Annotated in this window: 17 protein-coding genes; 9 read left to right on the forward strand and 8 right to left on the reverse strand. The window is 61.2% G+C overall.

Annotated elements, in window-relative coordinates; translation table 11 throughout:
• Nucleotides 1-44 precede the first annotated feature (44 nt).
• Entirely contained in the window at nt 45-5216 is a 5172-nt protein-coding gene (locus tag H582_RS32080; protein ID WP_476739319.1) for a beta strand repeat-containing protein, read from the reverse strand.
• A 1679-nt stretch (nt 5217-6895) separates the two neighbouring features.
• Here H582_RS32080 and H582_RS0117835 point away from each other — a divergent pair.
• Nucleotides 6896-8011 (forward strand): glycosyltransferase family 2 protein, encoded by a 1116-nt coding sequence (locus H582_RS0117835; RefSeq protein ID WP_028599601.1) that lies wholly within the window; start codon nt 6896-6898, stop codon nt 8009-8011.
• Nucleotides 8012-8148: 137 nt separating this feature from the next.
• A complete protein-coding gene (locus H582_RS30310; RefSeq protein WP_052333397.1) occupies nt 8149-8892 on the forward strand; it encodes a C40 family peptidase in 744 nt (247 codons plus the stop codon).
• Nucleotides 8893-8978: 86 nt separating this feature from the next.
• Here H582_RS30310 and H582_RS0117845 read toward each other — a convergent pair whose 3' ends face one another.
• From H582_RS0117845 to H582_RS0117855, 3 genes are all read right to left on the reverse strand, one after another.
• Nucleotides 8979-9425 (reverse strand): ribonuclease domain-containing protein, encoded by a 447-nt coding sequence (locus tag H582_RS0117845; RefSeq protein WP_028599602.1) that lies wholly within the window; start codon nt 9423-9425, stop codon nt 8979-8981.
• Nucleotides 9422-9697, reverse strand: coding sequence for a barstar family protein (locus H582_RS0117850; protein ID WP_028599603.1), 276 nt, complete (start codon nt 9695-9697; stop codon nt 9422-9424). The genes H582_RS0117845 and H582_RS0117850 overlap by 4 nt, the downstream gene beginning before the upstream one ends.
• Before the next feature lie 80 nt (nt 9698-9777).
• Nucleotides 9778-10218 (reverse strand): ribonuclease domain-containing protein, encoded by a 441-nt coding sequence (locus tag H582_RS0117855; protein WP_028599604.1) that lies wholly within the window; start codon nt 10216-10218, stop codon nt 9778-9780.
• A 213-nt stretch (nt 10219-10431) separates the two neighbouring features.
• Here H582_RS0117855 and H582_RS28335 point away from each other — a divergent pair, with 213 nt between their 5' ends.
• Together H582_RS28335 and H582_RS0117865 are read left to right on the forward strand one after the other, a co-directional pair.
• Nucleotides 10432-11970, forward strand: a complete 1539-nt coding sequence (locus tag H582_RS28335; RefSeq protein ID WP_052333398.1) for an ATP-binding protein — start codon at nt 10432-10434, stop codon at nt 11968-11970.
• Nucleotides 11960-12673 (forward strand): response regulator, encoded by a 714-nt coding sequence (locus H582_RS0117865; RefSeq protein WP_028599605.1) that lies wholly within the window; start codon nt 11960-11962, stop codon nt 12671-12673. Before H582_RS28335 ends, H582_RS0117865 begins: the two co-directional genes overlap by 11 nt.
• Before the next feature lie 271 nt (nt 12674-12944).
• Here the strand turns inward: H582_RS0117865 and H582_RS32085 are convergent, their stop codons facing one another.
• Nucleotides 12945-13136, reverse strand: coding sequence for a hypothetical protein (locus tag H582_RS32085; RefSeq protein ID WP_127464330.1), 192 nt, complete (start codon nt 13134-13136; stop codon nt 12945-12947).
• An 879-nt stretch (nt 13137-14015) separates the two neighbouring features.
• Between H582_RS32085 and H582_RS0117870 the strand changes: the two genes are divergently transcribed.
• Entirely contained in the window at nt 14016-15215 is a 1200-nt protein-coding gene (locus tag H582_RS0117870; RefSeq protein ID WP_028599606.1) for an S-layer homology domain-containing protein, read from the forward strand.
• Nucleotides 15212-21700: a CARDB domain-containing protein gene (locus tag H582_RS0117885; protein WP_084137409.1), complete on the forward strand. Its 6489-nt coding sequence runs from the start codon at nt 15212-15214 to the stop codon at nt 21698-21700. The genes H582_RS0117870 and H582_RS0117885 overlap by 4 nt, the downstream gene beginning before the upstream one ends.
• Before the next feature lie 145 nt (nt 21701-21845).
• Here H582_RS0117885 and comJ read toward each other — a convergent pair whose 3' ends face one another.
• Together comJ and H582_RS0117895 are read right to left on the reverse strand one after the other, a co-directional pair.
• Nucleotides 21846-22331, reverse strand: a complete 486-nt coding sequence (gene comJ, locus H582_RS0117890; RefSeq protein WP_028599610.1) for a competence protein ComJ — start codon at nt 22329-22331, stop codon at nt 21846-21848.
• A gap of 87 nt (nt 22332-22418) precedes the next feature.
• The gene (locus H582_RS0117895) at nt 22419-22814 is read right to left on the reverse strand and encodes a NucA/NucB deoxyribonuclease domain-containing protein (protein ID WP_028599611.1); all 396 of its coding nucleotides are present in this window, start codon (nt 22812-22814) and stop codon (nt 22419-22421) included.
• 278 nt (nt 22815-23092) lie between these two features.
• Between H582_RS0117895 and H582_RS0117900 the strand changes: the two genes are divergently transcribed.
• Nucleotides 23093-24565 carry a sensor histidine kinase gene (locus H582_RS0117900; protein WP_164820099.1) on the forward strand — a complete coding sequence of 491 codons (1473 nt, stop codon included), beginning with the start codon at nt 23093-23095 and terminating at the stop codon, nt 24563-24565.
• Between the two features lie 34 nt (nt 24566-24599).
• Here the strand turns inward: H582_RS0117900 and H582_RS0117905 are convergent, their stop codons facing one another.
• Nucleotides 24600-25223, reverse strand: a complete 624-nt coding sequence (locus tag H582_RS0117905) for a response regulator transcription factor (RefSeq protein WP_028599613.1) — start codon at nt 25221-25223, stop codon at nt 24600-24602.
• 300 nt (nt 25224-25523) lie between these two features.
• On the opposite strand from H582_RS0117905, the gene H582_RS0117910 reads away from it, so the two are divergent.
• Nucleotides 25524-25850 carry a hypothetical protein gene (locus H582_RS0117910; protein ID WP_028599614.1) on the forward strand — a complete coding sequence of 109 codons (327 nt, stop codon included), beginning with the start codon at nt 25524-25526 and terminating at the stop codon, nt 25848-25850.
• Between the two features lie 43 nt (nt 25851-25893).
• Complete coding sequence (locus H582_RS0117915; RefSeq protein ID WP_043111535.1) at nt 25894-26961, forward strand: phage tail sheath subtilisin-like domain-containing protein; 1068 nt, start codon at nt 25894-25896, stop codon at nt 26959-26961.
• The last annotated feature ends 31 nt before the right edge of the window (nt 26962-26992 follow it).

Below are 26992 nucleotides of genomic sequence, written 5' to 3' on the forward strand. Positions count from 1 at the left end.
TCGGGTCTTCGTTTTTGCGCATCGGCGGCGGTCCTCATCCGAAATCAAGCCATCTGATGGATCGCCCAGGTGGAAACGTTTGCGGCGGCACCGCCGAGGTTGAGGTTGACCGTGAGGCCGTTGGCGACATAGTAGATGCCGATGACGTCGCCGGCATTGAGCTGGTATTCGCCGGCCATCGTGATCGTCGCGGAGCCGAGGATCGCCCGCAGCGTCAGCAGGAGGGCGATGTTGACGTCGAGAACCGGGAACAATCCCGTGACGAGAACCGTCGAGACCGGCGACGTGCGCTGGATGACGAAAGCCGGCGTCACGCTGGAGCCGAGAGAGACGCTGAGCGACGCGGTCGTCGAGTAGCTGATCGTCGCCTCGATGGAGTAGCGTCCGGTCACGGGCACCGTATAGTTGCCGCCCGTCGGGTCGAATCCGGTGCCGGGGTAGAACGGCGACGCGGTGCTCCAGCCCGTCAGCTGCGTGCTGCTCGACGACGTGCTCGGCGTTCGCGTGGCGGAGAAGCCGTTCGAGAGGAAGTTAGGTCCCGTCGCGCCCGTGATTCCGGTCGCGCCCGTCGGGCCAGTGAATCCGGTCACGCCCGTCGCGCCCGTGATTCCGCTCGCTCCGGTGAAGCCAGTCGCACCTGTTGCTCCGGTCGGACCTGTCGGGCCGGTAGGTCCAGTCGCGCCGGTGGCGCTTGTGGCTCCAGTGGATCCGGTCGCTCCTGTAACGCCCGTAGCGCCGGTCGTCCCCGTAGTGCCGATTGGGCCTGTTGCCCCGGTCACGCCCGTCGTGCCAGTGGACCCAGTAACTCCAGTAACCCCAGTAACCCCAGTAACCCCAGTAGCCCCAGTAGCCCCAGTAGCCCCAGTAGCCCCAGTAGCCCCAGTAGCCCCAGTAGCTCCGCTGGGACCCGTTGCGCCGGTGGTCCCGGTCGTCCCCGTCGCGCCTGTAAATCCAGTCGCACCCGTAACTCCGGTGGTGCCAGAGGCTCCAGTAACCCCGGTTGCCCCAGTGGCGCCGGTCGTCCCCGTCGTGCCCGTAAAGCCGGTCGTACCAGTAGCGCCTGTAGCTCCAGTTATTCCAGAAACCCCGGTCGTTCCGGTCACGCCAGTAGCGCCGGTCGTCCCCGTCACGCCTGTAGATCCGGTCTCTCCAGATATGCCGGTGGCTCCGGTCGCACCAGTCGGGCCTGTCGTTCCTGTGGCGCCCGTAAAGCCGGTCGCCCCGCTAGGACCCGTCGTCCCCGTCACGCCAGTTGTACCAGTAGCGCCGGTCACACCAGTAGCGCCGGTCACACCAGTAGCGCCAGAAACTCCAGTTGCTCCGGTCGTTCCGGTCGTTCCGGTCGTTCCGGTCGGACCGGTCGCTCCGGTCGTCCCCGTTGCGCCTGTGAAGCCCGTCACACCAGTAAGGCCCGTTGCGCCAATCTCGCCAGTAACGCCTGTAGCTCCTGTTGGTCCCGTCGCGCCTGTTGCGCCTGTGAATCCCGTCGCCCCCGTCACACCAGTAGTGCCAGTTGTTCCTGTAGAGCCAGTAGCGCCGGTCACACCAGTCGTCCCAGTAAGGCCAGTTACCCCGGTCGTCCCCGTCGTGCCCGTAAAGCCCGTCGCACCAGTAGCGCCAGTCGTCCCGGTCACGCCAGTCACGCCAGTCTCGCCAGTAGGCCCGGTCGTTCCGGTCGCACCCGTGGTGCCAGTAGCGCCGCTAGAACCCGTCGCGCCCGTAGAGCCAGTCGCTCCGGTCGCGCCAGTTGCACCAGTTGTCCCGGTAAGGCCAGTTACCCCGGTTACGCCCGTGTCTCCAGTTGCCCCGGTCGAACCTGTCACACCCGTGATGCCAGTAGCTCCGCTAGAACCCGTCGCTCCCGTAAAGCCAGTCGCTCCGGTCTCCCCAGTTGGACCAGTCGTCCCCGTAAAGCCAGTCACTCCGGTCACGCCAGATGCCCCGGTCGCACCTGTCGCCCCAGTGTCGCCAGTGACTCCGCTCAAACCCGTAACGCCAGTAGCGCCTGTGATTCCAGTCGCCCCAGTTGGACCAGTCGTCCCCGTAAAGCCAGTCACTCCGGTCACGCCAGATGCCCCGGTCGAACCTGTCGCCCCAGTGTCGCCAGTGACACCGCTGGAGCCCGTCGCGCCAGTATCACCAGTGAAGCCGGTCGCGCCCGTAAAGCCAGTCGCTCCGGTCGCACCTGTCACACCCGTGATTCCAGTCGTACCTGTAATTCCAGTTGCACCAGTGGCCCCGGTAGGGCCTGTCGCGCCAGTAGCGCCAGTCGTACCTGTAAGGCCAGTTACTCCAGTCGCGCCAGTGTCGCCAGTTGCCCCGGCAGGACCTGTCGTACCTGTGGTGCCAGTAGCGCCGCTAGAACCTGTCGCGCCAGTGAAGCCCGTCGCACCAGTAGCACCAGTAGCTCCGGTCGCCCCAGTCGTCCCCGTTAAGCCCGTCGCCCCGGTCACGCCCGTGTCGCCAGTAGGCCCGGTCATTCCAGTCGCCCCCGTGGTTCCAGTAGCACCGCTAGAACCCGTCGCGCCCGTGTCGCCCGTAGAGCCAGTCGCTCCGGTTGCACCAGTCGTCCCCATGTCACCAGTCGCCCCGGTCACGCCCGTGTCGCCAGTAGGCCCGGTCGTTCCGGTCGCCCCCGTGGTTCCAGTAGCTCCACTAGAACCCGTCGCGCCCGTCTCGCCAGTGAAGCCGGTCGCGCCCGTAAAGCCAGTGGCCCCAGGCGAACCAGTCGCACCTGTGGTGCCACTAGCCCCGGTCGCACCTGTTACACCTGTGGTTCCAGTGGTTCCGCTAGAGCCCGTCGCGCCCGTAAAGCCAGTAGCCCCGGTTGGACCTGTCGCACCTGTGGTTCCAGTAGCGCCGCTAGAACCCGTCGCGCCCGTGTCGCCCGTGGCCCCGGTCACGCCAGTGTCTCCAGTGAAGCCCGTTGCACCTGTAAAGCCGGTCGCACCTGTTACACCAGTCGTTCCTGTAAGGCCAGTTACTCCGGTTGCGCCAGTGTCTCCAGTCGCGCCGTTTAAACCAGTCGCCCCCGTGATCCCAGTAGCACCGCTGGAACCCGTAGCGCCAGTCTCACCAGTGAAGCCCGTTACACCCGTAGAGCCAGTCGCTCCGGTTGCACCAGTCGTCCCCGTTAATCCAGTCACTCCGTTTACGCCAGTCGCCCCGGTTGAACCAGTCGCCCCCGTGGTGCCCGTAGCGCCGCTGGAACCCGTAGCGCCAGTGAAGCCAGTCACCCCCGTAAATCCAGTTAGCCCGGTCGCTCCAGTGTCTCCAGTAGCGCCCGTCGTCCCTGTAAAGCCCGTCACCCCGGTCACGCCAGTTGCCCCGGTTGGACCAGTCGCCCCCGTGGTTCCAGTCGCGCCAGTGTCTCCAGTGAATCCGGTCGCACCTGTAAAACCAGTTGCACCTGTCGCGCCGGTTGCGCCAGCAGCCCCGGTCGCACCGTTAGAACCTGTCTCGCCTGTAGCGCCCGTCGTCCCTGTAAGGCCAGTTACTCCTGTCGAACCCGTGTCGCCCGTGGGCCCGGTCGAACCTGTTGCCCCCGTGGAGCCAGTAGCTCCGCTAGAACCCGTCGCTCCAGTCTCGCCAGTGAAGCCCGTCGCACCTGTAATGCCCGTCGTTCCCGTGGCCCCGGTTGGACTTGTAGCGCCGGTCGCTCCCGTCGCGCCTGTAAAACCGGTTACGCCAGTGGCCCCAGTCATGCCAGTCGCACCAGTATCGCCTGTAAAGCCGGTCGCACCAGTAGCGCCCGTCGTCCCTGTTAAGCCCGTTGCCCCGGTCACGCCCGTGTCGCCAGTTGCCCCGGCTGGACCTGTCGCCCCCGTGGAGCCAGTCGCTCCGCTAGAACCTGTCGCGCCTGTGTCGCCCGTAAAGCCCGTTGCACCTGTAATACCAGTTGCACCCGTGGCCCCGGTAGGACCTGTTGCGCCTGTAAAGCCGGTCGCCCCGATCGAACCTGTCGAACCCGTGTCGCCCGTGGCCCCGGTTGCACCTGTCGCCCCCGTGGAGCCAGTTGCTCCGCTAGAGCCCGTCGCTCCAGTATCTCCAGTGGAGCCCGTCACGCCTGTAAAGCCAATTGCGCCTGTCGCCCCAGTTGCACCAGTCGTCCCTGTAAGGCCAGTCACCCCGGTTGCACCCGTAAAGCCCGTCGTCCCAGTGGCCCCGGCTGGACCTGTCGCCCCCGTGGAGCCAGTAGCTCCGCTAGAACCAGTCGCGCCTGTGTCTCCAGTGAAGCCCGTTGCACCTGTAAAACCAGTTGCACCTGTCGCCCCGGTAGGACCTGTTGCGCCTGTAAAGCCGGTCGCCCCAGTTGCGCCAGCAGCCCCGGTCGCACCGCTAGAACCAGTCGCACCAGTAGCGCCCGTCGTCCCGTTAAAGCCAGTTGCTCCTGTCGAGCCAGTGTCGCCAGTTGCCCCGGTCACGCCCGTGTCGCCAGTTGCCCCGGTCGAACCTGTCACACCCGTGTTTCCAGTAGCTCCGCTAGAACCCGTCGCGCCCGTCGCGCCAGTAAAGCCAGTAGCACCCGTCGTCCCCGTAAGGCCAGTTATCCCGGTCGCTCCAGTGTCTCCTGTGAAGCCCGTCGCACCTGTAAAGCCCGTCGCTCCAGTGGCCCCGGTTGGACTCGTAGCGCCGGTGGCTCCCGTCGCGCCTGTAAAACCGGTTACTCCGGTTACGCCCGTTGCCCCAGTATCGCCAGTCGTCCCTGTTAAGCCCGTTGCCCCGGTCGCACCAGTGTCGCCAGTAGCGCCAGTCGTCCCAGTAGCTCCACTAAAACCTGTCGCGCCCGTGTCTCCAGTGAAGCCAGTCGCACCCGTGGCCCCGGTTGGACCCGTGTCTCCAGTAAAGCCGGTCGCGCCAGTTGTCCCGGTAAGGCCCGTGGCCCCGGTCGCACCTGTCGAACCAGTCGCGCCTGTGGTTCCAGTAGTTCCGCTAGAACCAGTCGCGCCCGTAAGGCCAATGGCTCCGGTCGCCCCAGTTGCCCCAGTAAAGCCAGTCGCCCCGGTCATGCCCGTGTCTCCGGTTGCCCCGGTCGAACCTGTCACACCTGAGGATCCAGTAGCGCCGCTAGAACCCGTCGCGCCCGTCGCGCCAGTAAAGCCAGTTGCCCCAGTAGAACCAGTCGCCCCAGTAGTCCCAGTAATTCCGCTCGAACCCGTAGCGCCGGTCGACCCAGTTGCACCCGTTGTCCCGGTAAAACCGGTTATTCCGGTCACGCCCGTGACGCCAGTGGCCCCGGTCGCACCTGTCGCACCTGTCGCCCCCGTGATGCCAGTCACCCCGGTCGCACCCGTAGCGCCAGTATCGCCAGGGAGGCCAGTCGCACCTGTAATACCAGTTGCGCCAGTAAAGCCGGTCGCCCCGGTCGCACCGCTAGAACCTGTCGCGCCTGTGTCTCCAGCGAAGCCAGTCGCACCCGTGTTGCCAGTCGCACCCGTGGCCCCAGTTGCACCAGTTGCCCCCGTAAAGCCAGTGGCCCCGGTCACACCCGTGGAGCCAGTAGCGCCACTAGAACCCGTCGCGCCCGTCTCGCCAGTGAAGCCAGTCGCCCCTGTAAAGCCGGTCGCTCCAGTTGCACCAGTCGTACCTGTAAAGCCAGTTACTCCGGTCGCGCCAGTGTCTCCCGTGGACCCGGTCGCACCTGTCGCACCCGTAGCGCCAGTCGTCCCCGTAAATCCAGTTGCTCCTGTCGAGCCAGTGTCTCCAGTGGCCCCGGTAGAACCGGTAGCCCCAGTGACGCCAGTAACTCCGCTCGCACCCGTAACGCCAGTCGCGCCAGTGAAGCCAGTCACCCCTGCGACTCCGCTCGGACCCGTAGCGCCGGTCGCCCCGGTTGCACCCGTGGTCCCCGTAAAACCAGTCACCCCGGTCAAGCCCGTGTCTCCAGTCGCCCCGGTTGCGCCAGCAGCCCCGGTCGCACCGCTAGAGCCAGTCGCGCCCGTGTCTCCAGCGAAGCCTGTCGCACCTGTGATGCCAGTCGCACCCGTGGCCCCAGTAGCTCCAGTCGTACCAGACACGCCAGTAGCACCAGTATCGCCTGTAAAGCCGGTCGCACCAGTAGCGCCAGTCGTACCTGTAAAGCCAGTGGCCCCGGTCGCCCCTGTGGTGCCAGTAGCTCCGCTAGAACCTGTCGCCCCAGTCGCACCGCTAGAACCGGTTGCACCCGTAAAACCGGTCGCCCCTGTTGCACCAGGATCCCCCGTCGCCCCAGTAGGGCCCGTCGCCCCAGTCGCACCGCTAGAACCGGTTGCACCCGTAAAACCGGTCGCCCCTGTTGCACCAGGATCCCCCGTCGCCCCGCTAGGGCCCGTCGCCCCAGTCGCTCCACTAGAACCTGTTGCACCCGTAAAGCCCGTCGCCCCAGTCGCCCCCGTGCCGCCCGTCGCTCCTGCAACACCAGTCGCCCCCGTCGCCCCGGTGCTGCCCGGAGGCAGCAAAGGCACGATCAGGCCAAGCTCTTCATTCACCAGCGCCTTGATTTTTCCGGCATCACAAGGCCGGCAGGGAGCCTTCGGCCGCCGCCGCTTCCTCTGGCAAGGCTTCATGCCGCCGCTCGGCCGAGTCGCCTTGCGTCGCTTGGGCTTCGCGCATGCCTTCCGGCCCTCCGCCTCGATAAGCCGCTCCAGCTTTCGCGCCAGCTCTTTTCCCGACCAGCGCTTATCCGCCAGCGTAGCAGCGCACCGAAGCAGCCTGCGCAACGATGGGCGGGATTTGAATCGTTTCTTGCCGCGCCTTGAAGGGGCCACTCTCCGCCGCTCCTTTCTAGCTGCCGAGCGCTCGAGAGCGGTCGGTCCTTCGATGTTGCCTGTATATGCGGCACGAGGCCGGGAGGTGAAGCCGCGCTAGGCATGGAGAGCGGAGAATGCGAATACGGTGGAGACAGGAGGGATGAGCTGTGATCACGATCAGCCTGTGCATGATTGTCAAGAACGAGGAGGCGGTGCTGGCACGGGCGCTGTCCTCCGTCCGGGAAGTCGTGGACGAGATCGTCATCGCGGATACGGGCTCCGAGGACCGCACCGCAGAGATCGCGGCCTCGTTCGGAGCGAGAGTGGAGCCGTTCGAGTGGATCGACGATTTTGCCGCCGCGCGCAACTTCTCCTTTTCTCATGCCAAGATGGACTACATCCTCTGGCTGGACGCCGACGACTACGTCGAGCCGCAGGACGCCGAGCGCCTGCTGGAGCTGAAGCGGACGCTGGACCCTTCGATCTGGCGGGTGACGATGCCGTACGTGCTCAGCCGCGGGGCGGATGGGGAGCCGCTGTCGAGCCTGCGCCGCAACCGCATCGTGCGCAGGGATCGCGGCTTCCGCTGGATCGGGGCGGTGCATGAGTATCTGGACGCCTCGGGACCTCATCTGGACGCCGATGCGGCGGTGCAGCACGGCAAGGACAAAGCCTATACCGACCGCAACCTGCGCATCTACCGGCAGCGGCGGGAGCGGGGAGAGGCGTTTTCGGTGCGCGATCTCTATTACTACGCCAACGAGCTCAAGGATCACGGCATCCATGACGAAGCGGCGATCCATTACGAGACGATGCTGCGGACCGGCGAAGGCTGGGTGGAGGACAATCTGCAGGCTTGCATGAAGCTCGCGGCGTGCTACGAAGCGCTCGGGCAGCCGGAGCTGCGGCTGCAGTCCGCCTTGCGCGCGCTTGCTTACGACAAGCCGCGGCCGGAAGGCTGCTGTGCCATCGGCAACGCCTTGTTCGACAGCGGCAGCTACGGCATCGCGGCCTATTGGTACGAGCAGGCGCTGAAGGCGGATTGGCCGTCGACGATGGGCTTGTCCGATCGTACGGCCGGCACCTGGTATCCGCATCTTCAGCTATGCCTCTGCTATGACCGGATGGGGCTGTACGCCAAGGCGCATGAGCATAACGAAGCTGCGCTGCGCCTATTTCCGGATCATCCGAGCATGCTGCACAATCGGGCCTACTTCCGGCAGACGCACGGTCTGGCAGGCGACGGGGAGGCAGGAGAGGAAATAGAGGAAATGAAAGGTTAGAGCTTTCTCATTTATTTCTAACAAAGGGCGGCCGAGCCAAGCCGTCCTTGGTTTTCCGCTCTTTGTGGAAAAATATAGGGCGATTCATTTCTGGTATGCTCAGGGTACAACTTGCACCCAAGGAGGAAGCATCCAGAATGAACAATAGTTGGGCAAGCCGAAACAAGATCAAGGTGGCGCTGAGCGCGGCAATCGCTTTTGGAGCCGTAGGCGGGGCCTGGATTCCCGCCTCGAGCACCGTTTCGGCGGCGGCATCCTACGAGACCAAGATTACATATGGCGTCAACATGAGGGTTCAGGCCAGCGCCGGATCGGACAAGATCCGCATGCTGAAAAAAGGAGAGCAGGTCCACGTCGTCGGCCAGGCGAACGCCTACTGGCTGCATGTGCTGACGCCGCGAGGCGAGAGCGGCTATATTTCCTCCTCCAGCCAATATTCGACCTACTCGGGACCGAGCGGCTCGACCGGCGGCACGACGTCCCCGGGCGTCTCCTCCAAGCGCGACCAAGTCGTCTCGATCGCGCAGAGCTATATCGGACGAGTCAGCTACGGCTACGGCGTCCGCAACGAATCCCGGCTCATTTTCGACTGCTCGTCGTTCACGCAGTTCGTCTACGGACAAGCCGGCGTCAGCCTGAAGTGGGGCACGAGCGTGCAGAAGAGCCAAGGCCAGGCCGTCAGCCGGGCCAATCTGCAGAAGGGCGACCTGATCTTCTTCGATACGGTCGGCTCAAACAACGGCGTCATCAATCACGTCGGCATCTACATGGGCAACGGACAGTTCATCCACAACACGCCTTCGGCGGACGGGGTGGCGATCCACAGCCTGACGAGCGGCTGGTGGAAGGACCGTTACGTCTCCTCGCGCAGCGTGATCTGAGCAACAACAAGCGGCGCATGCAAAAAAGCAGCTCCTCGCACGGCCGGAAGACGGCCGCTCGGGAGCTGCTTTTTTTCATTCTGCGATCAAGGAGCCGTCCATTCCCGGAACGACTTGTAATGGTCCTCGGTGACGTAATAGAGGCCGTCGTTGGAATAGACGACCCGCTTCGCGTTGCGGCAGCCCGACTCGTACTCGGCATCCGCTTCCCGCCAGATCCGGCCGGACTTGGCCGGCAGCAGCCCCTCGCGGTTCTGGAAGCGGTCGCCGCCGATGCTCGCTCCGGGCAGCACGTCGGCGAGATTGCAGGACTTGGCGTTCCAGCCGCGCTTCCGGGCCTCGGCCTTGGTCAGGAAATGCTCCGGCAGCTCGCCATGCTCCCGAAGATGGCCGATGATCGTAGCGAAGCTGTTGTCCGCGCCGTCTGCTCCGGAGCCGCCGCGGGCTGCGTCCTCCGTCCGCAGGGCGCAGCCCGCGGCCAAAAGGACAGCGAGCAGCAGCAGGCAGCCTGCGCGGAACAAGCGGAGCTTCATTCGACGCTCACCTCGAAGCCGTCCAGCTCCGACTCGACGTCCTGCAGCAGCTGCAGGAGCGCGCGCGCGGCATCCTCGCCGAGACGAACCCGGCTTTCCTCGAAGCGCAGCCACCGCAAGCGGAGCGGCGGCGCGGCATAGTCGCCGAGGCAATCGTAGAGAGCGTCGAGGTTGCGGCCGTAATGCTCCGGAAAGCCGAACTGCTCCGCAAACCAATCGTGAATGTCGTTCCATGCCTGCAGCTTGCTTCCGTCCAGCAGCAGCTCTCTCATGTCGAGACCCCCTTTTCCAGCCTGCATGGCAAGGGACTTGCCGTTTCCGGCAAGTCCCTCTCCGCTTCTAGTCTACCATCTCAGTTCCACTTCGTGAAGGTGACGTAATGATCGCTCGTCGTGTAGTACAGGCCGTCATTTGAATAGAGGACGCGGGAAGCGTTGCGGCATCCGGAGCTGTAGTAGGCGTCCGCTTCCTTCCACGTCCGTCCGCTTTTGGCCGGGAGCTTGCCCTCGCGGTTCTGGAACGTATCGCCGCCGATGCTGTAGCCCGGAGCGACGGTCGCCAGATTGCACTGGCTCGATACCCAGCCGCGGCTCGTCGCCTGGCTTTTCGTCAGGAAGTTCGGGGGCAGCTTGCCGTTCGCCTTCAGGTAGCTGATGATGCCGGCAAAGTCCGTAGGCCCGGACACCGCGGCGGCGGCGGACGGAACGGCTTGCAGCCCGAGCTGCGGCGAGCTGCCGAGGACGAGCGCGAGAACAAGAGAGATGCTGGCGATGAGACGGACGACGGATTTCATGACTTCATGCCTCCTGACATCGAATGGATTGGAATTCGCTCCGATTATACCAACGATTGGAAGAAAGAGGGCTATACATTTTGTAAAGCGCGAGCCGGACAGATTGTCGGAAAAAATCCGCATTCTTTATATTATTTTTACGGCTGCGCGCCGGGCTTGGGGCGGCTCGGTGCGGTATAATGGGACGATATCGGTTGGAAAGGGTGACGGAGCATGGCGGAAGCAGCCGCACAGCCGGGCTGGCTGCCCTATGCGGCGGTAGTGGCGGGCACGGCCGCCCTGACCGCGCTCATGCGGGTGCCCGAGCTGGGCATGGATCCGGTCAACGCGGCGCTGATCTATTTGTTTCCGATTCTGATCGGAGCGGTCTACGGCGGACGCGGTCCGGCCGTCGCCGCAGCGGGAGCGGGCATATTGGCGTTCGACTTCTTCTTCGTGCCGCCGGTGCTCAGCTTCACGGTGGCGGACCTGCGCTATCTGGTCTCGTTCGCCGTCTATCTGGCCGTGGCGCTGCTCACGTCGGAGCTGGCCGGACGGCTGAAGCGGCAGGTGCGGCAGGCGGTCACGCAGCAGCGGCAGACCGCGATCCTGTATGACATCAGCCGGAGCATGAGCGACGTAGCGGATGTCGAGTCGCTCGTGCGGACGTTCCGGGCGGGCATCGGCAGCCTGACCGGGGAGGAGACGGTCTTTTATTTGCCGGGAAAAGACGGACGTCTCGTCCGCTACGGCGCCGACCCGGCGGCTGCGCCAGATGTGGAAGAGGAGCGCATGCGGCGGATCGTCGAGAGCGTCGCCCGGCAGGAGGCCGGGGACGCGGGCAGCATCCGCATCCTGGACGGAGCGACGCTGCTGCTCCCGCTGACGGCCGAGGAAGAGTCTCTCGGCGTGCTGCTGCTGCGGGGCGACCCGCAGCAGGCAGGGGCGTGGCCGGCGGACCGCACCCGCTGCGAGGCGATGGCCGGCCTGGCGGCGGGCGCTTTGGCCCGTATCCGCAGGGGCGAGGAGGCGAGGCTGGCGCAGGTGACGGCCGAGTCGGAGCGGCTGCGGGCCGCGCTGCTCGACTCCGTCTCGCATGAGCTGAGGACGCCGCTCGCGGAGATGATCGGCTCGAGCAGCGCCCTGCTGGAATCGGGGGCGCTGTTCGGCGAGGAGGAGCGGCGCGAGCTGCTCGTCTCGATCCGCGGAGGGGCTTTGCGCATGAACCGGCTGGTGGCCAATTTGCTCGGCATGGTCCGGCTGGAGAGCGGCCTGCTGCGGCTGAGGCGGGATTGGGTCGGCACCGACGAGCTGGTCGGCGCGGCGCTTCGCCAGCTGAAGGAGGCTCGGGGCGAACGGGCGGTCGAGCTGCGGCTCGGCGATCCCGCCCCTCTGCTGCGGGGAGATCCGGTGCTGCTGGAGCAGATGCTCGTCAATTTGATCGGCAATGCGGTCAAATATTCGCCGGACGGCAGCCGGATCGTCATCGCCGCCGAGGAGCGGGAGGGCTTCGTGCGGATCGCCGTCCGCGACGAGGGCATCGGCATTCCGGAGGCGGACCGGGAGCGGATTTTCCAGAAATTTTATCGCAGCGGCAATGCAGCGTCGGTGACCGGGACGGGACTCGGCCTGTCCATCGCCAAGGCGGTCGCCGAGCTTCATGGCGGCTCGATCGCCGCCGGACCCGGGGACGGCGGCATCGGCGCCGTCATGACCGTCGAGCTGCCGGCGGCTGCAACGGACCAGACAGGAGGCGGAGAGCATGACGAATAAGGCGGGCGGAGCGCGCATCCTGCTCATCGAGGACGAGCCGCAAATCCGCAAGCTGCTGCGGATGACGCTGCAGGCGCATGGCTACGAGGTGCAGGAGAGCGTCACGGGCGAGGACGGCCTGCTGCAGGCAGCGGCCGGGCATCCCGACCTCGTGCTGCTCGATCTCGGCCTGCCGGACGGTCCGGGACTGGACGTGCTGAAGCGGCTGCGCGAGTGGTCGCCGATGCCGGTCATCGTGCTGACGGCCAAGGACGGCGAGGAGGACAAGATCGAGGCGCTCGACAGCGGGGCGGACGATTATGTGACCAAGCCGTTCGGCACGGGGGAGCTCGTCGCGCGCATCCGCGTCGCCCTCCGCCATGCGGCGGGCGGCCCGGCGGCCGAGCCGGTGCTGCGGTTCGGGCGGCTGACGGTCGACTTGGCGCAGCGGATCGTGGAGCTGTCGGGGGAGCGGGTGAAGCTGACGCCGACCGAGTACGATCTGCTCAAGGCGCTCGCGCAGCACGCGGGCAAGGTGATGACGCAGAAGCAGCTGCTCCGGCAAGTATGGGGACCGGGCCATGTCGAGTCGGAAGGCCATTATCTGCGCGTCTATGTCGGCCATCTGCGCAAGAAGCTCGAGGACAACGCGGCCGATCCGCTCTATATCGCGACCGAGCCGGGCATCGGCTACCGTTTCCTGACGGGCGAGCGCGAGAGCTGATCGGGCGGGATGCCAGCAGCGGACAGACCGTCGGTTTCGCAAGGAGCAATGGCCCTAATTTGCCGTAAATTTAAAACGAATATTAAAAATGGGAGAGCAGGAGTAGGCAAGAAGTGTCCAAGATGGTTCCAACAACAAGGCATCGGCACCCAGTTACTGGGAGCCGATGCCTTGTTGTCGATGAATTTTTCGAGCCGCTTAGAAACGGTACCTTCTTCAGTGGCCTCAATCTCTTCGAAGCGTTTTTCCGTCTTTTTAGCCCCTCATTGAATCAGCGCGTTCGGTTCCCGCTAGGAGACATTTGGCTAATAACCTCAATCTGCTTTCGAGCCGTTTCCATTTTGTAGACCTCGTCGTCTGCTCCACCTTGAACAGAAAATTCCGCAATGGCCGAAACCTCATATACGCCCGGATTTTTAAACCGGTACGGATGCTTTTCTGAAATAACCTCGCTTCCTGCCATTGGATGCACAACCCCTATATCGTTCCTTGCAATCATGTTAATCGACTTACCGGTGTATGACATAATAAAACACGGGCTCTCCACTTAAGATCTCGACTCTCCGTTCCGTCTTATTCATTAATTCAACGTCAATCGTAAAATCCTCGTTTGCTTTAACTTGCTGTGGAACCGAAACATGAACGGAGAAAAGCTCGTTTGCAGCGTTTGATGTGGCGGATGGAGTGCCGTTTATCTTAGTAGTCATTGATTCATCAGGTCCCGAAGATTGGCAGCCCAACAATGCTAGAAAAAGGATAATTACCAACTTGTTCAAAATAAACACCTCCAGCTCCGCAGACGTACCATAATATGCTTTTGTTTCACTTCAGTTGGGTTAAGATTTTTGTTACTGCTTAGGTCTTCCTTTACACGAAGAGGGCCTTTTTTCTTCATAAAGAGGAAACCGACGCCGCGTGTCGAAGGAATGACGAACCAGATTTTGGTGAGGTTATACTGTGAAACCGACCGTACAGATGGTGGATAAAATGAGCAAAGGGACTCCGGAGATTGAGATTGGCTCCTGATCGCTGCGAAGCCGACAGTTTGCCACGCCGATTTTGCTCCATCAGCAGGGAAGGCGCAGAGGACTGCAGCTGATGATCGACTTGGATAACCGAATAGAGATCCGCTACGGGAAGCACCCGTTCGCATTTGCCCCACGCGAACAGGTGCTTTTTGCCTTTTTATGGGTTCTAAAGGATGCAATTGGTGTCAATCCCGGTAGGAAATTCCGATAAAGAAGGGAGTCAGGAATGGAACAATCGATGATTTTTAGTGGCATGAGCCGCAGCGGAACGACTGCGGAACCCCAAATAACTTAACCGATGGAGGATGAACGATATGAAGATGAAAAAAACGTGGATGGCTTTGACGATGGCGGGATTGCTGATGGGGACGACGAGCGGAGGGACGTTGCTGTCGAAGATCGGGGCTGCTTCTGCCGCTTCTGAGGCTGCTTTCACTGACGTGAAGCCGTCGGCGTGGTACTACGCCTCGGTGGCCAAGCTCGCTGGAAAGGGGCTCGTCAACGGCTGCGGAGACGGCCTGTTCTGCCCCGACCGGTCGATTACTCGCGCCGAGTTCATCAAGATGACCGATTCCGCGCTGGGGCTTCCGGTAGGCGAAGCGGCGGCGGGCCAAGCCTGGCATGTGCCGTACATTCAAGCGGCGGTCAGCGCCGGCGTCCACAAAACGAGCGACTTCAACGACAACTGGTCCCAGCCGATCAGCCGTCAGGAGATGGCGCGGCTCGTCGTACGGGCCGTGGACGAGAAGCTGCGGCAGGCAAAAACAACCGATCCTCAGCTCGTCTATGAAGCGACGAAGCGCGGCATTCTGTCCGGCTTGTCCGGAGGCGAGCTGGGTCTGAAGGAAAGCTCGACGCGCGCACAGGCGACGGTCATCATCGACCGCATGCTGACGCTGCTTGCCGGCGGGACGCTGCCGATGGACAAGCGGGCGGCGTCCTATGCCGAAGTGGCGTACACGGGAACAAACGTCGAGACGATGTGGGGCGGGAAGTTCCGGCAGTTGCCGTTCAAGGCTAACATTCGACCATATATAGATGGTGAGTTTAAGCAAATCATCATTATTGATATGGACGACAAAAACAGTCCTTATATGAATTGGGTACCAAAATCTTCATTTGAACCAGTAAACAAGCTCGATCCAGCAGGCATCCATCGTCTTACCTACAAACCATGGAAAGACGAATACCTTGTCGCATTCAAGGTTAACGTCACGAACACAAAAACTGAAAAATTGAGCATGCCTTTCATGTCTATGATCAGTCTGCCCCATTTCATCTTTGCTTTACACATGCCTTACGGTAGCAAAGGACCCCTTGGATCAAACTGGCACTTTGACATGAGAACGATCCATTCCCAGGAAATATGGGCACTTTATTCAATCAGTAAAGAGAAGGTTAAAGAAGCGTCAACTTACAATAATGTTTTCTTTTATTTCGAATCTTTCGGAAATGATAAACATAAGATTCTGCTTAACGAAGAAGGCAGGATCTTCGGGGGCAAAATTCAATGAAATCAAAAATCAGTGTGATGTTACTCCTTGCGCTTCTAATGCCATTATTTGAGGTTTTCTCCTTCCCTCCAAACTCGATTGCCGAAGCAGCTGAAGCAACCAACTGCAAATCTACTACAATAACCGGCAACGGGGGCGGGCTCCACAACTCAGACATAATTGAAGGGTTAAAAACCGCAACCGTTAAGAAGTCTGGATGCAAAGTAAAGTCCTGGTCTTTTGAAATTAACGGGAATCAAAAGGGCCAATTAGGAACCTACGATGAAGGTAGCGGCCAGATAGCATTACCGCCCGTAAATGGCGTACCCGTCGAGCTCACCGGGCAAAGAGAATCAAGAATGTATTATGATATTTGGCGGAAGTCAGATGGCAAGGGTTGGACAATCCAGGTAGGAGACACTCCGTCCTACACCTTTATAGCTGACTCATCGACTTATCAGAATGGGGTGTCTCAATATCCTGGAGCTATTCCTGAGAAAGACAGTTCAGGACAAACCATCGATTCCAGACTGCGCTATACGGATGGCTCTGCTGCTGCGTGGTCGGATGAGCTGGGGGTGCCTGATTTTTACCGCAAAGACAAAAAAACTACCGATAGAGTTCCAACTGATAAGATTAAACTTTCTTCCGTAAAAGTCATTGAAGCCGAATCTTTAGGCTTTCACGAAGTTACCGCTAAAGGAAATGGAAAGCCAGGTTACGGCTACGTAAAAGTCAAACTGCAATTAAATGCCACTAACAATATAAACGGAGTTCATTGGATAGCCCTCTCTGGCAGTTCAGGAAACGTCCAAGGTAGGCGCTATGAACCAATAAACACCGAAACAACTTGGGCAGCTCTTACCTACGAAATAAGTTATTCGGTAAACGTCATCTACGATCCAATTGACAATTCTAAACCCGATTTAGTCGCAGACAACATCCGATCATCAGGAAAAATAGAAATCGGAAAACCGATGACCTTTACAGCCGACTATCATAACGACGGCGTCGACATCAACAAAGCCTTCACGGTAAACGTAAAAGACGTCGGTACAGGGACGGTCTTGAAATCCGAATCCGTTCCCTCCATGAAGGCGGGGGCGAGCCGGTCGCTCACGTTCAGCAGTACCTTCACGTCGAATGCGCCTAAAACGTTCCGGCTGACGGTCGATTCGGCCAACACGATCGACGAAGCCAGCGAAACGAACAACACGGTAGATGGAACATTCTCGCCGGGCGAAGCACCGACGCCTACACCCCCTCCTCCTAGCAAGGATTTTGGAGGGAACTTTGACGTCACGCCCCCGTCCATCGACTATGGCGACAGCTTCACGCTTCGCCCGAAAGATCCGGAATTCGAGCAATGTAAATATCTGCGCCACATGTACACGTTCAAGCGCGGCTCCAGGGAAGGCGTGACGGGCTGGTTCCACAGTTGGTCCGACACGACGATCGAGCGTAAAGATTACCCAAGTGCCATCAGCACCGGGACGCATCAGGTCTACATGACCCTGATTACCGACTGCGGACAGAAGGAAATCGGCCCCCGCCCGCTGGAAGTCAAAAACCCGCCGAACAACCGCCCGCCGTCCGGCAAAGCCGCCTTTGTTCGGCCCAGCAACCCGACGGTTCCCGTAACCTCCGTTGTTGAAGGCGAAACCATGTACCTAATCGTTCTGCATGATCCGTCCATCCCCTCCCCGTTTGATCCGGATGGCGATGAAGTGACTTTTGATGGATTTGATTTTGCAAACGGGAATAGCGCATGGATAAAGAGCCTGAAAGGAAGATATCCGGAAGGCAGCTGGGGCATGTACGAAATTCGCATGGACACTCCTGGTGTCCACACCGTGAAAGGCACGCTCCGCGATCCGTTTGGAGCGACCGGTGAGGTTTCGGCTTTCATCAACGTCCAGTCTAAAGGCCCTATTCCCATCATCAAGTGCCCGGACGAAGTCATCGAGAACCATTACATACCAGACGCCTTGTTCGACTCCAGCAAAAGCTACAGCCCCGTCTTCGCTGCGATCGATCACAGTCAAGATGAATGGATCGGAAGGCAGTCTTCCTATGTAAACGGAACGCAACAAAACATCACGGTCGAGGTCCAGCTGAACGTCTACGACGTTGAGGGGAGAAAATCAGAGCAGCCGGCCAGATGCACGATCATCGTCAAGCCCGACCTGCCTCCGATCGCCAAGCTCGACGTGCCGAAGCTAGGGATACGGAACGAACCGAACGTCATTTTGAACAAGTCGTTCAGTCCGGACGGCGACCAGATCGTCTCCGCCATCTACCGCTTCAAGTACGACGCGTTGAACAACGGCTTTCAGGACGATGCCTGGCAGACGATTGTCGGATCGAAGGAAAAGGTATCCTTCACGGCCCCTAAAGTCGGCAAGTACCTGTTCTGGACCGAAGTCACCGACGACTTCAACTTGAAGGACAATACGGATGACGAACCGATCGAAAGCTACACGCTGAACATCGTCAACAACGCGCCGGAAGTCTCCTTCGACTTGAAGGGCAAAAACCCGCAGCCGGATCTCGATGCGAGCACGACGATCCGTCCGGAGAAAATGATTACGTGGCCCGTCTATGTAACGAATACGAACGAAACGGTATTTGATCGGTCGCGGCTATGGAGCGTCGACGGAGGAAGCCTCATCGGCGGAGACGCCAAAAACTTCGGAGATGCCCAAAACAACACCTATTCCTTCATGCGCTATGGCGGCGAAGTGGAACTGATTAACGGCACGAAGCCAAACAACGGCTTTGGCGCCAACGCCCTTTCCCCTTGGCGAGCGTTGACGAATACGGCCTATTTCAACGATTACTTAGCGGATGAGAACGGGCGGCAAATCGAGGCGTACAGCATCTCGTACACGCAGTACAATGAAATTCCGAAAGTTCGGTCCAACAAGAAACATGTCATCTTCAGCATTTCTAATTATTCAAACTACCAAGGTAAGATGAAGATCTACGGATTGAATCCTAAGAAACTCTCGCCTCTTGTCCAAGGCAATAATCCTTATGACTGGAAAGCCAAGAAATGGAGCAAAGGAAGTCCGTATGATTATGTCATCAACCTGGGTCCATTTTCACGAAAAATGACATGGGAGCTCTCCGGTCCATACTTGTACGTCGTTCTTTCCTCTGTTGACGATGTCATCATTCGGCGTTACGATGCCGCAAACGGAACCCTTCTTCAAGAAACGACCGTGCCATCCAATATGAACCGGTTCACGGACAAAGTGAACTGGAACTTCAAGGATTGGGTCATTCACTCCACGACTTCTGGAAACGGCGTTGTCTTGAAAATGGAGAGAGATTTCAGCTCTGGCGGCAAAGACAACTACCAGGTCGGGAGCGCGTACGCGCACTTTGTTTCGGTCAGCCCCAACATGACCCTTACAACGCTGGGTTCCATTCAACGGCAAATGAACCGACCGACCCCTTGGGATCTTGCCGATTATCCATACCGGGCCGCGCCGGAGATGTACCTGGATCCCGAAGGAAACACCTACACCCTAGAAGGCTATGGGTATAAGCAAAACGAGTATCGGGACATGACCCTATTCTTCGATTTGACGATCAACAAATACGACAAGAACATGAATCTCATCTGGAGCCGATACTTATCTGAGCCAGACCAGCAGATGGCGCTGAACTCCAATTCAATCGGCATGTTCGCAGGGGCGGGCGGCTATTACGGCTACAACCCGATGTGGATGAACACATTCGCAAACGAGCTTTATGTCGATGTTTATTTCATGGGAAGCGAGCCTTACCTCCCGACGCGAATAACAAAGGTCTTCAACATGAAGTCAGGTGCTACACTCCAGAATTTATCCAACTGGAATAACGCGACCTTCAACTGGGACGGATCTTCTCAGGGGACAGACTTCTCTACTCGGACAGCCGATGGATACATCACGAACTCTACGCCGTACAATCAAGGAAACTGCACAGCCGACGGCCAAGTCTACAATCCGAGCGGTTCCTTGGTGATAAGCTATCGCGGCTGTACCTTCTTCCGCGAATACGTCGGGGATGGATCACTCTTCGCGTTGAAGCGAATCCCGAGAGAAAACTCCGAGCCGAATGCCATGATCTGGTTTACCTCTGGCGCTCCATCGACAACGCCGCTCGTCAAGCAGACGTTCACGAACGGCCAGTTCGTCTCGGACGTCTCGCTGAGCGACGCGGAAATGAAGTACAGCCAGCGCATGCTCGACGTTGATGTAGACCAAGAAGCGATGGGCTTCAGCTTCCGCATGCAAGACCCGCGAAACCGCTATGCCGTGGAGTCGAATGGCCACTCGCTGGATCTTGTGAAATACGTGAATGGCAGCCGGACCGTGCTGCAGGCCGGCAGCTATCCGTTCGAATCGGACGTGAGCTATGGCTTCAAAGTGAAGACCGTCGGCAGCAAGATCGAGGTTTTCCTGAACAACATCCCGATCCTGTCGGCGACGGATGGCCAATTCCTCGAAGGCAAGTTCGGCTACTTCGCGAACAAGGCGTATGTCAGGTTCAGCGCCTTGACGTACAAGGCCGTCGACAGCAAAGTCGAATGGTCGGCCGACTACGCCATTTGGGATGAAGGAACGGCCAAGGCGGAAGTCCAGTACGACAGCATCCAGTTCCTCGATCCGGAGAACGATCCGAAGGCCGGCTCGTACCGCTGGAGCTTCGAGCACACGCCGCGTTTCCTCAACAATCAGGGCCTTTCGGCGCTGCACGGAAAAACGTTCGAGAGCGAGCAGCTCGCCTTCGACAAAGTCGGGGATTACCTCGTGCAGCTGCGAGCCCAGGACGATCCGCATCCGGACTACCGGTATCCGGACAATCGATTCAGTGAATACCGCAAGGAGAGCAATCCGTTCGTAAAGAAAGTAACGGTTCATCGCCGCCCGGTATCGCAGTATACGGTGACGCTATCCGGAGACGGAAAAGTCATCTGGACCGACAGCAGCTACGATCCGGATCGTTACGAAAGCCCGAGCAACTATTCGACCGAAGCAACCGGCATTGAATATCGGTTGACGCGAGGCATTCTGGAGAAGAAGTTCTACTACACGACGCCTTCGGGGGACACCTTCTACGAAAAGCTCGTGACGCCGCAAGAAAAAGGCATGTACGAAATTGGGATGGCCGTAAAGGATGAGTACGGCGCATGGTCGGCCTACACCGTCAAGACGCTCCATGTCACGGTGACGGGCGCGAACAATACGCCGCCAGTGCCTGGCTTCAACCAAAGCCATGTGAACACGTATCGAGGCGTGACGATCACGTTCGACTCCACCGCATGGGACAAAGAGGACGGCGGCCGCGAGAACCTGCCGCATACGTGGTACTTGAGGAATCGGACGACGAACGGAGCCGAGACGATCGCAAGCGGCAGCCGGACGAGCTGGCAAAAGAGCTTTAGCACGATCGGCACCTTTGAAATCCGCCAGCGCGTCGAAGACTCGCTCGGTGCCGAAGCGCAAATCACCAAGACCGTGACGATTCACAACCAGATCCCGTCCGCTCAAATCACCGTGCCGGCGAGCTCCGATCCGAATCAGCCGACCAAACTGATCGAATTCAGGCCGCTTTTCCAGTGGAGCTACTGGGATGCAGACAGCGATGAACAGAGCCGGTATCAACTGAGGATTTATCGCTACGGCGGCGAATTGCTCCGGGATACGGACATTCGGCCGGGCAAGGACCGCAGCTGGCGCCCTACGACCGACCTTCCGGAGAAGGTCAACCTGTACGTGCAGGTCCGCGCCTACGACGGCTTCGATTGGAGCGCCTGGAGTGCGCCGAAGTATTTCTATCTCGAGACGAATCGCCCGCCAGTGGCCGATTTCGACTGGACGCCGAGGCCGGTCTACGAAGGCGACCCGATCCAACTGCTCGACCGCTCGTCCGATCCGGACGGAGACGCGCTTACGGCGAAATGGACCGTGCTCGACCCGTCGGGCCGAACGAGCGTGCATGCGGCTCCGCCGCTCCTTGAACGGTCCTTGCCCGGCACCTATCAGGTGACGCTGACGGTCAGCGACGGCAAGGCGGAAGCGACGGCGGCGAAGCCGATCTCGGTCGTGCCGCTTGGACTGAGCGCCGATGTCGGCCATACGGCGGACTGGAAGGAAATCCATGACCGGCTCGGCCACGAGACGGCGCAGCATCCGAAGGAGTTTTATGCCGGAGAGAAGCTGATCGTGCAAGGCTATCCGGTCCCGGCTCCGGTGCTGCAGGTGACGGCGAGCTTGACGGCCGGAGGCGGGCTGGACGCACGCACCATCCTGAAGCCGGTGACGGCCGATCGCCATTATGCGGGCGAGCTGCATGACGAGCGGTGGGCGCATTTGACGGATGGACTGTCCAAGGGCGACTATACGATCCGCTTCGAGGTGGTGTACCGCAACGGCACGCGCAAGACGGCGGACGTGCCGATCCGCATCATCGGCTCGGCGCTCGGCGCCGCGGGTGTGCACCGCAAGCAATAACGGCGTCAAACTGGACTCGCCGCAGCGGACCTGGATCAGCGGAGGAGCTTGGCGTCGAACGACCGGACCGTCGAAAAAACCTGGCCGCATCCGTGAAAAAAGCCTGGCCGCATCCGTGCATGCACGGATGCGGCCAGGCTCATGTTCAAACGGCCGCCTCCGCGGCCAGGACCAGCTCGGCAGGCGGGTCGAGCTCCTCGTCCTGCCGGACGATGCGAGCCGCCGGCGACTCCGCCGGGGCGAAGGCGAGCCGATAGCGGCCGGGGCCATCGCCGTCGCCCGCCGGCTCGAACGCTTCGAACTGAAGCTCGTACAAGCCGGCGGGCAGCTCGGCTGCCAGCGTTTCCGACAGGATGCTGCTGACCGCGATGCCGCTGCCGTCCGCGCGGAACGGCACGACGATGACGCGGACCGCGTCGGCTGCCGGCTCGGGCAGCCTCTCGTCAAGCTCCAGCTCGACGAGGCTGCGGACATCGCCGAGCGTGCCGAACGAGACGCTGCCCTCGCGCCAGGCAAAGCCTTGGCCGACATGCTCGTCCGTCCAGTCGGAATAAGGATGCTCCTCGCTGCGGTTGTACGCCGCGAGCTGAGAGTAGGATACGAGCAGCTCGGTCGTGCCCAATCGGGTCATGCGGCATCTCTCCTTTTTCAACCGGTTGAATGCGCCGGAATCGGGTAGCTTCAGTATAGCCGATCCGCCGGACGCGGAGAAGGCTCGTCAGCTGCCGTAGGACATGACAAACTTGATCCGCTTGCCGTTCGCGTACGAGGAAAGCTGGTTGCCGACCCATGCCCCTGCGCCGCGGTTGTCGGAGGACGGCACGTAGCGCACGTCCGCGCCTGCACCGCCTTCGTCGCACATCGCCATCGGCCATTCGTCGCGGTCGTAGCCGCTTTTGGTCGGGATGCCCTTGAGCGACTCCTTGCGGTTCGCGTCCGCGCCGGCCCGATCGATCGTGCAGATCGCCGAATGCCCGTCCGCGATCGCGTCGCGGATATGATCGCCGGTCAGCGGGTAGCGGTCGAACGGAAAATAAATGACGGCGTCATAGCCGGCTGCCGCCTCGGTCCGGACGGAAGCGCCCGGAAACAGCGCCGCCATAAAGGCGAGCATCGCGACAAGTCCCCAGCCAAGCTTGCGTTTCCACATAAAAATCCCTCCCAGTCGAATTGGAATCATCCGCGGCGGCTGAGGACTGAACATCGGTTTAACCGCGCCTGAACGTTCGCTCAAGAGTATAGAGGGCAAAGGCCGGATTGTACATTTAACATTGTGTAAAAACCGCCGCTGTCCGTGCCTATGACTTTAGGCCCATCCCTGCTGGCGGCGCGCTGCCGTATAATCGGAGCGAAAGGAATCGGGCTTTTTGGCCAGCAATGGAGGACGCTAGCTTGACGATCCTGTATCTGTTCATGTTCCTGTCGCTATGGACGCTGGGACTGACGTTCCTTGCCTTCAACTTCCGCCGCAATTTCTGGATCGCGCTGACGATGCTGAGCGGCGGCATGTCCAGCTGCGCCTTCTCCATCCATCTGACGATCCTTCCGCGCCTCCAGCCGCTCGGCTGGCTGACGCCGGACGTCGAGACGATCCTCTATCAGGCGAGCGTCTTCATGATGACCGTCTATCTGTACCTTTTTCCCGCGATCACCTCGCTCGGCGCGCTCTGGATGGGCGGCATCGAGTCCCGCCGCGCGCGTCACCTGCTTGCGTCCGCGCTGCTGCTGCCCGCCGTCCTGAACCTGCTGCGCCATCTCGAGCGGGAGCCGTGGAACGTCTTCGCCTTCGAGGAGCAGCGCCTGCTTGTCGGCTTCTATCTCGCTGCGGCCGTGTTTTTCTTCTTCCTCGCCTACTGGCGGGACGGCAGCATGTACAGCCTGAGCAACAAGAAACGCGTCGCCTGGCTGTTCTCCGCGGCGGTCGTCTGGGCGTACGTGACCGACTTCCTCGGCATGAAGCGGCTGGAGCTCCGCATGTGGGATTTCCGCCTGGAAAGCAACAACCTGTGGCAGCTGAACGTCATCATGATTTTCAGCCTCGTCGGGGCCATCCTGTACCAGCTCATCCGCAACGGCTTCCTCGGCATCAAGCTGCGCATCGAGCGCGAGCGCCGCAGCTACTCGCTGCGCGCGATCACGATGGGCGTGTCGATCCTGAACCACTCGATCAAGAACGAGATTCAAAAAATCGACTACTTGACGGAAAAGGCGGCCGGACAGCTGGAAAACGGGGAGGCGGAGCGGTCGAAGGAATCGCTGCGGCAGATCGGCGGCGTCACCTCGCATCTGCTCTCCATGGTGGAGAGCATCCGTGAAAAGTCGGACGAGATCGTCCTGCGCGAAGCCGCCGTCGATGTGCGGGAAATGCTGGAGGGCGCGCTCGGGCCGATGCGGCCTCAGCTGGCAGGTCGCGGGACGAGGCTCGAGTCGAGCGTGGAGGACGGGGAGCTGAGAGGCGATCGGATGCATCTGCTGGAGACGGTGTCGAACCTGCTGCAAAATGCCGCCGATGCGGCGAAGGGCAAGGAAGGGACCATCTCGGTGCGCGCCTTTTCGACGCGCAAGCGGTTCATCGTCGAGGTGCGCGACGACGGCGCGGGCATCGATCCCGAGCATGCGCCGCGCATCATGGAGCCGTTCTACACGACCAAAAGAAACGCGTCCAACCACGGGCTGGGCCTGTCCTATTGCGCGCAGGTCGCCCAGAAGCACGGCGGAGCGATCGTCTTTCCGCCTGTCGAGCCGGGCAGCGGGACGATCGTGCAGCTGCAGCTGCCGGCATCCCGATTCCGCGCGAGGCCGCCGCTCGCCGCCGCGGAGCAGGCGCGGCATGCCTCCTCGCCGTCCGCCGCAAGCGAGGGCTGACGCCGCAAGCCTGCGCCAGCCGGCATGCGCGGGCTCAATCATGCTCGTCGTCCGCCGCGCGCGAGGGCTGATGGAGCCGGAACGGCAGCAGCTTGCTGCGGATGCTTTTGATCTGGGACTTGATCGTATGGGCGGACTTGTACAGCCGGTCGGAAATCTGCTGCCGGCTCAGCCCCGCCCGACGCAGCTCGTACACCTCGCGCTCGGTCGGCGTCAGCTCCATCAGCTGCAGCTCGGCCCGCATCGCGCCGGCTGCGTCCGCGTGGATCTGCGCGGCGCCCGCGGCGGCTTCCCGGATCGCGCGGACGATATCCTTGCAGCTCTGCTTGGTCATATAGTTCACCGCTCCGAGCTGCAGCGATTTCAGGATGATCGAGCTTTCCTTGAGCGACGTCAGCATGATGACCTTGACGTCGCGCTCGCCGACGATCGGCCACAGCTCCTGCACCGCCTCCAGTCCGTCGAGCTTGTTGCCCGACAGATTGATGTCCATCAGCACCACGTCCAGAGCCCTGTCAAGCGCTGCCGCTTGCAGGGCTTCTTCTTTGCTTCCGCAGACGGCGGCGACCTCGATATCCGCTTCGGCGGCCAGATCGGAGCTGATGTTTTCCTGCCAGAACGGATCGTCCTCCACCAGCATGACGCGTATGCGGCGCATGCGGACCGCCTCCTCCGAGCCTGTTTTTCATGGAGTATATCAAGTCCCGCCTCAGCTGAACAGGGCGAACTTCCATCATCCCCCCGCTGAACATCCGTTCCGAGGCCGGGTGATAAAAGTTCATCCTCCCCCGTCCCCCCTCGGCGCTCCTATAATCCAGGTTGTGCCCGAAAGGAGGAGAGAGCGATCACGATCACGGCGGACATCGAGGCCATCTGCGCCTGGATCAAGGGGCTTGAGCCGAATGCGGCGATCAGCCGGCACGAGCCTCCGGCCGAGCCGGCTCACGGAGACTGGACGGTGGCGCTGCTGGCGGAAGAGCGGCGGCTCGACATGGCGCATGCCGTCGCGGCGGAGCGCAGCTATGCCGTCGCCTGCTACCGCTCGAGCGCCGGGGAGGCGGTGCTGGCGCTCGAGGCGCTGATCGCCTCGCCGAGGCCGGCGTCCGGTGAGGAAGCGACCGTCGTGCGCGGGCTGGCCTTGGCGAGGCTCGGACAGTCGGAGCGGCTCGAAGGCGGCCTGCATCGCTGCAGCTGCCAGCTGCAGGGCACCGTGCGCGAGCGGCTGGAGCTGCCGGCAGCTCCGAAAATGAAGAAGCTTCATCTGAACGACAGCCGGGAAGGCTGAGCAGCACCGAACAAGCAAATCGAAGGAAAAGGTGGCGACGAACATGGGCGGTACATGGGATACGACGAGCCTGCCGGCGCGTCCGGGACTGTACATCAATTTCGTGAACGCGGCGGCAGCTGTAATCAAGGGAGGAGCGCGCGGCACGGTGGCGCTGCCGCTGCTGAAATACGGCACGGCGGCAAAGGAGAAGTTCTACACGATCGAAAAGCCGGCCGAGGCGGTCGAGCTGTTCGGCGAGGCGGATGCGGCTCCGGTGCTGCTCGTCCTGCAAGGAGGGGCGCGCGAGGTTCTCGTGTACACGATGACGCCGCCGACGGGCGAGGGCGACGCGCTCAAGGCGTCCCGGGCGAAAAGCTTCCTCTCGATGCGCGACCAGCTGGAGGCGAGGCCGTTCAACGTCTTTGTCTATCCGGCCGAGGTGGAGGCGTCGGAGGTCGATCTGACGCTGGCGTGGATCAAAAGCAGCCGCAAGGACGGCAAGCACTTCCTCGCCGTATTCGGCGGCACGAGGGACGAGGACAAGGACCCGGCGCTCGGCAATGCCCGCAGCGTCAAGCTGAAGGACGACTACGCGGTCAATCTGATCACCGGCGCGGAGGCGGGCGGCAAGTCCTACTCCTCGGGCGAATACGCGCCGTATGTCGCCGGTCTGATCGCCGGCACCGGCATCAACAAGTCGATCACGTACGCCCAGGTGTCCGCGACCGACGCGCTGCGGCGGCTCAAGAACAGCGAGATCGCGGCCGCGCTCGAAAAAGGCTCGCTCGCGCTCGTCCATGACGGAGAGAAGGTCAAGGTCGAGCAGGGGCTCGTGACGAGCGGAGCCAAGATCCGCACGATCCGGGCGCGGCAGGCGGTCGCGACGGACATTCCAAAAACGGCGGCGGACAGCTACATCGGCAAGCTCGACAACAACGCCGACGGCCAGGCGGCGCTCATCTCCGCCGTGAAGGCGTACCTTGAGCGGCTGGAGCTGGCCAGCGTGCTGACGGACATCGAGGCCGGACTCGATCCGGAGCGCAAGTCCGAGGGCGACAACGTCTACCTGCGCATCGCCTACACGGAGATCGACAGCATGGAACGCATTTTCCTGACCATCGAGGTCTGAGGCAACCGAACCCAAGAGGAGGCATGAGATC

Origin of the sequence: Paenibacillus pasadenensis DSM 19293 (assembly GCF_000422485.1) — a bacterium.
GTDB classification, from domain to species: domain Bacteria; phylum Bacillota; class Bacilli; order Paenibacillales; family Paenibacillaceae; genus Paenibacillus_O; species Paenibacillus_O pasadenensis.